Below are 12386 nucleotides of genomic sequence, written 5' to 3' on the forward strand. Positions count from 1 at the left end.
AATTCCTTTCTTCTAAATTTTAATTTTCTAATAGTTTTATTTCATTTTCTAATTTGTTAATACCATCAAATACTTTTCTTAATTGCTCTTTTAAATTTGCTAATGTTTGTTCAGTATATTTTTTATTTAAATAAAATCATGTTTTAAAATTTTTAATTTCCAAATATTGATTTCCTCAAATACCAATATCATTTACATTTTCAATAGTAAATCCTTTAATTTCCTCTATTAAACCATTGTTATTTTTAAATTTAATACCGGCATCTTTATATACTCATCAACCACGAGAATTTTTCTCTGTTTCACCTAAATTAATTCAAATTGAACTATTAGTAAAATCATCACTAAGATCATTATAAAAACTTGGTAAATGTCAATAAGATATTGCATGAGAATTATTCATCATTATTTCTACTCATCAGGCTCAGCCATTTTGACCATGATAAACATTATAATAAAAAAATAATTTTTGCAGTTTTGGTTGATAGTATCGTAATCAATTAAAATTAGTTTTTCTCTTTGCATAAAAATCATCTCAATAATAGGACCCTGGTTCTGATACTCCAATTTGCGCAATAGCAATTTCGGCTTTTAAATCTTTAACTTTATTTTGTAAAATTTTAATTTGTTCCAATTTAATTTTAATAATATTATATTTTTCATCACTAGCAATATTAATTAAATTATTTATCATATTAGTTAATTGAATAATAACTGCATCCTTAAATTGAATTACTTCAAATAGAAAACTAATAATACTTTCCTTGTTATCAAGACTAAAACTACTCATGCGGTTAATTAACGTATGACAACGAGAAATTAAATGTGATATTTCTGCTGGGTCTCTTTTTCGCATTTTTTCTAATATCAAAATCATATTTTGCAAATTATTTTTAACTTTATCACGAATATCACTACTATACTTGTATAATGAATCAATCATCATTGCTTTATCATCAGTTCCTATTAACTAACTTTTTAATTCATATAAGCGTGTGATTAATCCAATATTCTTATAATCACCTTCTGTTAACACTTCATCAATCTTACTAATTAATTCTGTTTTAATAGACGTAGTATTAATATTATGATTTTGTAATTTCATAAATGTATTAATATATGTTTGAAAAAACCTAAATCATCATTTGTTAATGTTATCTGCTCCTTAGCGGTAATTATATTATTTAAATCATTATTTTGTTGAGATTGATAGTTCAAAGGAACTACATTCATTGATGTCACCATAATAATGGCTGTTAACAACATCTTTTTCATAATATTTATCCTTTCATTTACTTGTTAATATCGAATATATCTTCATAGTAATTTTTTTAAAGTTAATATTATTGTAAAATTATTTTTTTATTGTTAATTCTAAGCTACATTTAAATTCTTTAAATGGTAATTTAATCTTATCACAAAATTAATATTAGTACTGTTCTATTTAAAATTAGAAATAAAACTTGCCAGTATATTTTTGCTTATTTATTTATATTTAAAAGTTAAAACTAGGAACTTTTTAGTACAATGTTTATACATAAGGAGGTAATTATGCAAAAAAAGGGTTACTGTCATATTTATTATGGTGATGGAAAAGGAAAAACATCGATTTTAAATGGAATGACAATTCGTGCTTTAGGATATCAATGAAAAGTTAAATATTTGCGATTCTTAAAAAATCGTATTTCTGGAGAAATGTTATTTTTTCAAAAATTAAATGACCCTAATTTCGAGGTAATTAATTACTATTCATCAAACACAAAGTTTTTTTGAGAAATGGATGATCAAGAAAAAGAAGTTCTTCGTAAAGAAATGCGTGTTGGTTTTGAAGAACTTAAGAAACTAAGTCAAGATGGAACAGTTGATTTAATTATCGTTGATGAACTTCTTGGCTGTATTTATAACGAATTAATTACCGAAGCAGAATTAATTGAAGTTATTAAAAATAAAAACCCTAGTATTGAAATCGCTTTTTCCGGCCATCATATTACCGATAATTTAATTAATGCTGTTGATTTAGTAAGTCATGTTCAAGCAACAAAGCACTATTTTTATCAAAAAGTTCCGGCACGAAAAGGCATTGAATTTTAATTTAAATACTTATTAAACTAATGTTTTTATAATTAATAATGTTATAAAATAAAACAATTCGTTAAAAACGAATTGTTTTATTTTATCAAAAAGTCTTATACTTTAGCAAATAGTAGTTGTTCTAAATCATCAATCATTGCTGTTAACTTTGTGATTAAAGCACGATAAACATTTGAGTCAGTATAATCAATCCCAATATCTTTTAGAATTAATAATGGTTCTTTTTGGCCACCTTGTTTTAAGAATTTTAATAATTGTTCTGGTTCACCGTTGATAACATCATTATAAAGTTTAAAGGAAGCAACAATACATGTCGCATATTTATAAACATAATATGGTGAATTAAAGAAATGTAAAATTCGTAGTCACCCATATGTTTTTTTTGTTGGATCACGCTTGTCAAAAACAGTATAACCAAACTCATTTGCTTTTTGTTCAAAAAGAACAGCTAATTTATCAGCATCTAATGGCTCATTATTTTCAACCATCTTGTGTGCTGTTCATTCAAAATCAGCAAAATGAATTTGACGGAAAAAAGTAGCCATAATTTCATCAATACGATTTTGTAATAAATAAATTTTTTCTTCTTTACTTGTTGTATGCTTGTATAAGTAATCAAATAATAAATGTTCATTAACCGTTGACGCAACTTCTGCTAAAATAATTGGATAATTATTTAACGGATATTTGTTATTTAGATCTGCTAATAAAGTATGAACCGAATGTCCTGCTTCGTGGGCTAGTGTATTAACTGACCCAATTGTATCATCTCAATTCATTAAAATAATTGGGTCAACTCCCGAACCACCCGATGAGTAAGCACCGCTTCGTTTATTAGTATCTTCAAAATAATCAATTCGGTGATCACTTCATGCTACTTCTAATTGAGTCAAATACTCTGATCCTAACGGTTGTAATGATTCACGAATCATTGTTTTTGCTTTTTCAACAGTATATTTTTTGTCCAATGAAGCAACATTAGTCACTAATTTTAAACTACGATCTGTCGCATAAAATTTTTTAAACTTAAAATGTTTTTTTAACAATTCATTATAACGAACAAATAAGCGACTATTTTCGCGACCATATTTAATTAAACTTGCATAAATTTCTTCTGAAACATCATCACTGCTTAATGCTGCTTGTAAAGTATTTTGATAACCACGTAAACGAACTGCTTCAACACTATGTTGAATAATTCCCTCATAAACACGAGCAAAAGCGTGTTTCTTATCAGTTAAATGCTCGGTAAATAATTGTGCTGCTTTAATCCGAAACTCTTGTTCAGTTAACGGATCAGTTTTTTCCATAATTTCGCTATAAACAGCACTTGTTAATTCCGTATTTTTACCATGATAATCAATAAACACTGGTTTTTTATCAGCATATGCTAATAAATCATATAAATCATAAGCGACACCACGAGAACGAGTAACCAATGCTAATACTTCTTCATCACGTTCTCCTAAAATGTATTTAGCATTTTTAAAAAACTTACGATAACTATATTCATTTACCCTAAGGGTTGAATCATTCTTAATTCACATCATAATGGTTTCCTCACCAATTGCTTTTAACTCCGGGGCAATAAAAGCTAATTGACTTGAAATTTGATTTAAAGTATTTGAATAAATTCCGGCTAATTCTTGATATGATAAATCAGTTGTATCAATATCCCCCATATGCAAGTATTGTCCCATTTTACTAGCAATTAAATCAATTTCTTCGTCCAATAAGACATATTTTTTAAAAATAACTGGATCATTTAACTTTCCTTTAAAAGTAATAATTTCTTCTAATTTTTTTACAATTTTAGCTAAATCAGCTTTTCACGCTTTATTATCTTGATATAAATGGCTAAAATCTCATTTATATTGTGTTGGTGCATCTTTTCGCTTCATTATTTTTTCCTTCTCTCTATCAAAACTATACCTCATAATTATAACGGAAAAACAAAATATTTTTGTCATTATCCTAGTTAATGTTATAATATTACTTATATAATAATCTAAATAGAAAGAGGGAAATTTACAATGGTATTATTAAACGACAAAAAACAAGATTTAACATTAAAAGCAGTTTTTAAAGGGGCTGACATTAATCCATTAGTTATTCAAGAAAATGGTGTTACAACATTAATTTCAGATCAAAAAATCCTTTATGTTTATTTTGAAAAAGCATTAACTTTTAAAACCGCAGAAGATTTTATTAAAAAATTTATGAGCACAATAAAATATAATTTAAATATTGAGGTTGATACTTTTAAAAAAGGCGCTGAACCAAATAGTCATATTTTCAAAGCATTAGCAGAAGGAACATTATATGCTTTAAATGATAGTTATACTTTAAAAACAACCAAAAAAGCACAAAAAACTTATACAATTAACTTAATTCACAATTGTGATAAAGCAGCAACTGTTTTTGAAGAAATTAAAATTAAAATGGAATTTGTTAATTTTGCCCGTATGTTACAAGATACACCACCAAACTTAATGTATCCAGAAATTTTTGCCGAAAAAATTGCAAATGCTGCTAAGGGGATTGCTAATTTAAAAGTTACTATTTTAGATAAAAAAGAAATTGAAAAAGAAAAAATGGGTCTCCTATTGTCTGTCAATGCTGGTAGTTTCCTAGAACCACGAGTTGTTGTCTTAGAATATACTGGTAATAGTAGTAGTAAAGAAAAAGTTGGTTTAGTCGGAAAAGGAATTACTTTTGATAGTGGTGGGTATAATCTAAAACCGTCAACTGCTATGGCCGGAATGAAATTTGATATGTCCGGAGCAGCAATTGTTTGTTCAACAGTTTTAACTTTAGCAAAAGCACAAGTTAAAACAAATATTGCTGCGGTTGCTTGTTTAACTGAAAACCGTATTGGGGGAAAAGCAACCCTAACTGAATCAGTTATCACGTCAATGAACGGGAAAACCGTTCAAATTGACAATACTGATGCGGAGGGAAGATTAGTATTAGCTGATGGAATTACTTATGCAATTCGTAAATTAAATGTTGATAAACTAATTGAAGCGTCAACTTTGACTGGAGCAATTCTAGTTGCCTTAGGAAAATGGTTAACTGGGGTCTTTGCTAATAATGATGGTTGATATGATCAGTTCGCTAATGCTGCAGCAAATGCACATGAAGGAATCTGAAGAATGCCAATCTTAGAAGAACATACTGCTGTAATGCGAAAAACTCCAATTGCTGATTTAACTAATGCTGAGAGTTCACGCTTTGCAATAAGTTCCACTGCTGCTGCTTTTTTATGTGAATTTGTTGAAGAAAAACCATATATCCATTTAGACATTGCTGGAACAGCTGACACTACTGATGGTCGCGGAACTGGTGTTATGATTAAAACTTTATTTGAAATGTTTAAAGGTTAACACCTAACATCTTGCAACTGCAAGATGTTTTTTATTTTATAAAAAATAGATTTACTAATCGTAAATCTATAATCATCGTTTAAACATTTTAATATAAAATACTTTGACGCCTTGACTCATAAAACAGTAACCACCCACTAATAAGGCGAGTCAAGCAAAGTATATTGCTGGTAATGGCGCTAAACTTAATTGTGGTCCAACTGATGTGTATGGTAATGCAATTCCCACTGCAATCACGGCAGCCCCCGCCACCAATAATTGTCATGATGACATTGATTGAAATAATGGAATTTTTCTTGTTCGATATAGTTGAACAATTAAAGTTTGTGTTACTAATCCTTCAACAAATCATCCTGTTTGGAATAAAGTCACTTGTTCGGCAGTAATATGTTGTGGATTGCTTAACACTCCAAAGTAGTAACCCATCACAACGAAAGTTAAAATATCAAAAATTGAGGAGACTGGCCCGTTAATAAAGACAAACGGTAAAATATCTTTTGTTGTCCATGTTTGTGGTTTTGATAAGAAATCAGCATCAACCTTATCAAAGGCAACTGCCAATTGTGACATATCATACAATAAATTTTGAAATAAAATTTGAATTGGCATCATTGGCTGAAATGGCAATCATGCTGATGCTACTAAAATACTTAGCACATTCCCAAAGTTGGAAGCAATTGTAATTTTAATATATTTCAAAATGTTTCCAAAAATTTGTCGTCCTTGGACAATTCCTTTTTCTAATACTAATAGTGATTTTTCCAATAAAATAATATCTGATGCTTCTTTCGCAATATCGGTTGCATTATCAACCGAAATAGCTACATCACTTTGGCGTAATACCGGCGCGTCATTAATGCCATCACCCATAAAACCAACAATATGCTTATTTTGTTTTAAAGCAGTAATAATTTTAGCTTTTTGCAATGGATTTAATTTTACAAAAACATTATTTTGTTCAACAACATCACGAAGTTCAAATTCACTTAGCTTTTCAATATAATCACCCGTGACAACCCCTTTAATTTTTAAGTGAACACGATCACAGATTGCTCGTGTTACTTGTTCATTATCACCAGTTAGAATTTTTAACTGTACACCATTTTTGCGTAACAATTGGATCATCTTTGCTGCTGATGGCTTTGGTTTATTTAAAAACGAAGCAAAACCATAGAAAATTAAATCCTTTTCATCAGCTGGTGAATAATACGTATCAGTGTCATGACCATGACTATATGCCAAACCAACAACCCGCAACCCTTGAGTATTCATTTGTTCAGTTGTTGCATTAATCATTCGTAAATGCTCTGCAGTTAAATCTTCAACTTGCCCATTATATTCAATTTTGGTGCAATTTTTAACAATTTCTTCAATTGCACCTTTGCAAATTAACGTATGATGCTCATCTTTACCACGAACAACTACTGTCAGCTTACGACGATTAAAATCAAACGGAATTTCATCAATTTTTTGATAATCATTTTTAAAATTTGATAAATGATTATCATCAATATAATGGATAATTGCTTTATCTAAGGGGTTTTTTAATCCCGTTTGAAAATAACTGTTTAAATATAAATATGTTAATAACCGATCATCTTTCTTTTTATCTAATAATTGATAATCAACTAACTCAATTTTATCATTTGTTAAAGTTCCTGTCTTATCAGTACACAAAACATCAATTGCCCCTAAATTCTGAATGGCCTCTAGTTTTTTAACAACAACTTTCGCTTTACTAATCCGGCTTGCTCCACGTGCCAAATTAGAAGTCACAATCATTGGTAACATTTCTGGGGTTAAACCAACGGCAACTGAAATTGCAAATAACAATGCGGTTAATCAATCATTTTTTGTCACCCCATTAATAACAAACACAATTGGCACCATCACAAACATAAAAGATAACAATAATCATGTTGTTCTTTTAATTCCACGATTAAAACTATTTTCTGGTGGTTTAACTTGTAATGTTTTTGAAATTGTCGCACAGTATGTATCTTGACCAACCCCAACAACAATTGCAATTGCACTTCCCGAAACAACACCAGTTCCTGTATAACAGATATTTTCTAATTCTAATAAACTTGGTTTATGTGAGTTATAACTAGCATGCTTTTCAACTGGCAGTGATTCACCCGTTAAACTTGACTGGTTAATAAAAAGCTCATTACTTCATAATATTCGAACATCAGCAGGAACCATATCCCCACTTGATAAATAAATTAAATCTCCTTGTACTAATTCATGAATTTCTAATTCCTTTGCCTCACGAATTAAACTAGTATTATTATTAACGGAAACCTCAGCAACCTTTTCATTATGTTCTAATCTAATCACCGTAATGGTGTTACTAACTAAATCAGTTAATTTTTTTGTAACTAAAAAACTACGAATATCTTGAATGTAGGCAATTGTGGTACTAATAATAATCATAATAGCAATAATAATAACACCAATTATTTCAAAGCTATCGCCACCCAAAGTAAAATAACTTACCAAATTATAAGTTGCAATTACTGCTAAAACAATATTAAAGGGGTTTAATAATACTTTTAAAAAATGTTTAAACCAATGAAACTTTGTTTTTTGTTGAGAATTATCACCATATTTTTTTCCCATTTCTTTTGCTTCATCATAATCTAACCCAAAATTTTTAAGATCAAAATGCTCTAAAATTTCCGTTTGCGAAAATTGTGAAATTTGTTTAATTTCATCTGTTTTTAAAAACCCAATTTCCTTTTTTCGTCCTTTAAAGTCTTTATTATCACCTTTAAATTTAGTTATTATTTTCGCCATTACAAAACTCCTTTCTCCGATAAAAATTACATTCAAACCATTATAAATTTAGGACTTTTAACACAATTTAAATTAAATCTGCAAAGTAATAAAATTCCTAAATCCATAATAACTTTCTTTTCATAATTTTTATACATCTGAATAGTTCATACCACAGCCTTTCTTTGTTATTACTTATATATTAATTATAACGAAAATAATGCAAAAAAGTCCAGAATATTAATTAACAAAAAATAAAAAAATGATATTAATTATAAAATTAATATCATTTTTATTTGTTTTTGGAAAATTTTATTAGATTATATATTATTTTGTATCATAACAGATTAATAAATAATGGCCTAGTTTGGCATTCACTAAAAAACTAACATATATTCAGCAATTATGCTTTAGCTTTACTGATTCCTAATAATCGTTTAGTAACTAGGCATTATCCTTTTTCTTAAATATTATAGCAGCATATTATTTTGTTTTGATATCTTGTATAAAATGGCCTCTGCTGGGGGAACATATTTCTTTCTAAACAACAAAATATACTTTGTATTCAAAAAGATACTTCAAAATAAAATTGGACAAAAAGACATAGCATTGTGAATAATAATCATTAGTAACCACACACCTTTAATGTTGCTATTTTGGTACCAGTGATAAAAAAAGAGTTCTAAAAAACTAAAACTCTCATAAATTACCAATAAAACAGGTTAATTATTGTGAAAGCATAGTTGTTTTTGTATAATCACGATAAGGATTATACTTTCATTATTTAATATTTTTTTACTTTAATAAAATTTATATTTTTATTATATCATTAAAAAAAGGAAAGTAACCTTAATTTTGACATTAGTATCACTTATTATTGTTACTCTCTTATAATTCCAAAACTTGTTCGATATCCACTATAAACCGAATAGATAAAGGAACTATCTTTGTCAACACCAAAACGATAATCAAATGTTCAATAAACATTTCCGCCCGATGTCACACCAGGTTTATATGAAGCATTTGGATAAAGCATATTATCATTTCCATCAATATAATATAACATTGCATTAGTTGTTAAAGCTTTATATGACTCATTAAATGCCGCAATAATATTACCAAAATTTGTTAACTTTTTATTTAATCCTTGATCAGACACTTCAACACTAACATTTAAGTTTTGATTGTTATTATCTGCAACAACTCCTGATAATGGAAACCCAGCAACTTGAACTTTTAATAATTTAACATTAAATGACCCTAACTGTAGAATTCCTTTACTTGTTTGAAAAATTGGCATAACTGACCGATAAAAATTTAAAAAGTTTTGTCCCGTTAATTGATCAGGATTAAATCCTTAACCACTTCATTTTGCTGTTGTTCGATTTGCAACCAGGTCAAAAACAGCATTAGAACCGGCCACATTACCGGCCGCCGCTTCCGTAATTGGCGCTGATACTAAATTTAACATTCTTTCTGAATCAACAAAAGTAATTTTATCTTTAAATGGTGCTAAATCATCATCGATTTTAATAGGTTCATTAAGTTTATGCATTACAATTGTATCTAATTCTTCATAGTTATTAGTATAAATAATATCAAAATTATCATATAATTTTTCAAAATCTTGATTACTATCAATTTTAATACTTTTAATTTGGTTAAAATAATTAACAATTGGTTTTGCAACTTTTGCTACAACCCCTGATAATAAATCATTAACAATTTTAGCATTTCCAGTTAAAACATATGAAATTGTAACTGGCACTGTTGTTTCCAAACTTTTAAAGCGAACAACAAAATTAAACCTAAAATCCAATCGAACAGCATTGACATTTGTAACATCAACTCCTGTTATTTTTGCTAATTGTGTTAAGTCAATATAATTTAATTGATAATTAATTGAATTCTCCACAACCGCTAATTGTTCAGCTGTTGGATAATAATTTGGATAATCGTTAATAATTTCACGATTAATATTTTCAAATTCAGCATTAAAACCTGTTCTAATTAATTGTAAAATTTTTGCTACATCAGGATTATCAATAGCAAGCACAACTGATGGATTAGTTAATGTTACCATTTTATATAATTTTTCAAAACTAATATCATAGTTTGTTTCATCAATCATTGATTTTTTTGAAGCATATTTTTGCAAGCTATTTGAAGCTCGCTTTGAAATTTCATTTAAAATTTTTGCATCCTTCGCAGCAGCTGGTTCATCAGTTGGCTCATTATCATCAGTCATCTTATTACTACAACTAATAAGGAAAGTTGTCCCTGTACTTATTAATGTTATAGTCCCCAAAATGCTTAATAGTTTTTTCATAATAAAATATTCTCCTTTGTATTTTTCTATATAATTCTTGATTATTGCAAAAAAAAGCAAGTGGATTTTACATAAAAAATAAACTTTTACCTATTTTAGGGGGTAAACTAAGAAAAACTCCCCCATTCAACAGATTTATTCCCCTACCGAAAAAGGGGGATTTATTAACAATAAAAAAACATATCTTTTAGATATGTTTAATTTTTTTGTTAACTACGTTTCATTATCTTTACTTTCTTCAATATTATCTGTTCTGTTAGCACTAATCTTTCCATTAGCACTATTGTTTTGAACATTTATGTCGTTCTTAAAAGTAATATTTTTCACTTTTGTTTCATTATCTCTCATTCATAAACCAAGTCATGGTAAAACTAAAATTAAAAGTAATCAAACAATTGCTAAAATTGGTCCTGTTTTTTCTAACATTACAATTGCATTTAAGAAATATGAATAAACATTATAACTAATAACTGTTACAATACAAAGCACACTAATCACAGCAGCTGGAATAAAATATCAATTTTTAGCTGTTTTAATCCGTTGGTGATAACGATTTCAAATTCCTAACCCAATAATTGCGCCATACATTAGAAAAGCCACAACAACACCAGCATTACTAATAAAATCATAAAAATTATACGTTTCTTTTGCAAAAATGGTTGGAATTCCCATAATTAACCCTCATAATAATGTTATGATTACTGCTGCAACAAAGTTTGCTAAATTAAGACTACGCTTCGCAACAATTTTATTACACAATTTTGTCCCAATAATAAAATTATCTTCAATTGATGAACGAGTTAATTTTACCATTGAGAAACTATAACCATTTAAAGTTCCAAAAGCACTAATTAAAATAAAGAAGAAAATAACTCGTTCAAAAACTTTATTTGCAACAGGATTATTAAAAATCTTTCCCGCGGCAGCAGCAACGCTTCCACTAGCATCTAAATTTAAAGTTCCAATTGAAACAATTAGATAAAGAATAGTAACTGATGTTAATCCTAATACTAATGCTAATGGAATATTACGTTCTGGTTTTTTAACATCTTTTTGAATATATGTTGTTGATAAAAACCCATCAAATGAAAATAAAATTCCCGGCAAAGCCATTAAAATCATTTCAAATCCGCTTTTGTTTGATACCAATTTATATTTATCAGGATCTCCTAAACCAGATTCACTAAAAGCATTTGGATCATTTTTAAAAAAGAACACTCCAATTAAACCAACTAAAACTAACGGAATTAACTTTAAAACAACGGTTGTCATTTGAATATACTTCCCAGTTTTTTCTAAATAAGTACAAATATACATTAATAAAATAGTATAAAAAACCACAAAAAAGGTTAATATTAACTGATAATTTCCATAACCACCAACCCTTTCACTAAACGCAACTTCGGCCGCTAAGCCACCACCAAAAGCTCAAATTGATGCTTTTGTTGTATAATAAGCCACCGTAAAAGTAGTTAACGGAATGTAAATATGATTCATTGCATTTCGGACAACACGGCCAAAACGTTGACCACCAAATAATTTTGCATATAAAGCAATTCCTGAATTAGAATCTTGTTTTGCCGACGAAATTTCCATAAACGATAATCCAAATGAAAGTGCCATAACACCTCCTATAATTCAAGCAATTAACCCTAAAATTCCATTACCATTCGTTAGACCATAAACCCCCTCGTTTTTAAAGAAGATCCCTGTTCCAACAACTGTTCCAACAACCATACAAAAGCACATAAAAAATCCATATTTTTGAGCAGCCTTTTTCTGCATAATTTAACATCACCCTT

The 12386-nt window shown here is 28.4% G+C and carries 8 protein-coding genes; 2 read left to right on the forward strand and 6 right to left on the reverse strand.

Annotation, left to right across the window (positions count from 1 at the left end; all coding sequences use genetic code 4):
- Positions 1–19: 19 nt before the first annotated feature.
- Positions 20–946 carry a hypothetical protein gene (locus tag ACOBME_RS04515; protein ID WP_338964306.1) on the reverse strand — a complete coding sequence of 309 codons (927 nt, stop codon included), beginning with the start codon at positions 944–946 and terminating at the stop codon, positions 20–22.
- A 605-nt stretch (positions 947–1551) separates the two neighbouring features.
- On the opposite strand from ACOBME_RS04515, the gene ACOBME_RS04520 reads away from it, so the two are divergent.
- Entirely contained in the window at positions 1552–2091 is a 540-nt protein-coding gene (locus ACOBME_RS04520) for a cob(I)yrinic acid a,c-diamide adenosyltransferase (protein WP_338964307.1), read from the forward strand.
- A gap of 95 nt (positions 2092–2186) precedes the next feature.
- On the opposite strand, the gene pepF is transcribed toward ACOBME_RS04520, so the two are convergent.
- The gene (gene pepF / locus ACOBME_RS04525) at positions 2187–3992 is read right to left on the reverse strand and encodes an oligoendopeptidase F (protein ID WP_338964309.1); all 1806 of its coding nucleotides are present in this window, start codon (positions 3990–3992) and stop codon (positions 2187–2189) included.
- A gap of 132 nt (positions 3993–4124) precedes the next feature.
- On the opposite strand from pepF, the gene ACOBME_RS04530 reads away from it, so the two are divergent.
- Positions 4125–5477: a M17 family metallopeptidase gene (locus ACOBME_RS04530; RefSeq protein WP_338964311.1), complete on the forward strand. Its 1353-nt coding sequence runs from the start codon at positions 4125–4127 to the stop codon at positions 5475–5477.
- Positions 5478–5543: 66 nt separating this feature from the next.
- Here the strand turns inward: ACOBME_RS04530 and mgtA are convergent, their stop codons facing one another.
- The 4 genes from mgtA to ACOBME_RS04550 all read right to left on the reverse strand — a co-directional run bounded on the left by mgtA (position 5544) and on the right by ACOBME_RS04550 (position 12333).
- On the reverse strand, positions 5544–8276 hold the full coding sequence (mgtA, locus tag ACOBME_RS04535; RefSeq protein WP_338964313.1) for a magnesium-translocating P-type ATPase: 2733 nt from the start codon (positions 8274–8276) through the stop codon (positions 5544–5546).
- An 859-nt stretch (positions 8277–9135) separates the two neighbouring features.
- Complete coding sequence (locus tag ACOBME_RS04540; protein ID WP_419334439.1) at positions 9136–9555, reverse strand: hypothetical protein; 420 nt, start codon at positions 9553–9555, stop codon at positions 9136–9138.
- Positions 9556–9612: 57 nt separating this feature from the next.
- Positions 9613–10584, reverse strand: coding sequence for a lipoprotein (locus ACOBME_RS04545; RefSeq protein ID WP_419334441.1), 972 nt, complete (start codon positions 10582–10584; stop codon positions 9613–9615).
- A 213-nt stretch (positions 10585–10797) separates the two neighbouring features.
- Complete coding sequence (locus ACOBME_RS04550) at positions 10798–12333, reverse strand: APC family permease (RefSeq protein ID WP_338964317.1); 1536 nt, start codon at positions 12331–12333, stop codon at positions 10798–10800.
- Between the last annotated feature and the right edge of the window lie 53 nt (positions 12334–12386).

This window comes from Spiroplasma endosymbiont of Sarcophaga variegata, from assembly GCF_965178695.1.
GTDB lineage: Bacteria > Bacillota_I > Bacilli_A > Mycoplasmatales > Mycoplasmataceae > Spiroplasma > Spiroplasma poulsonii.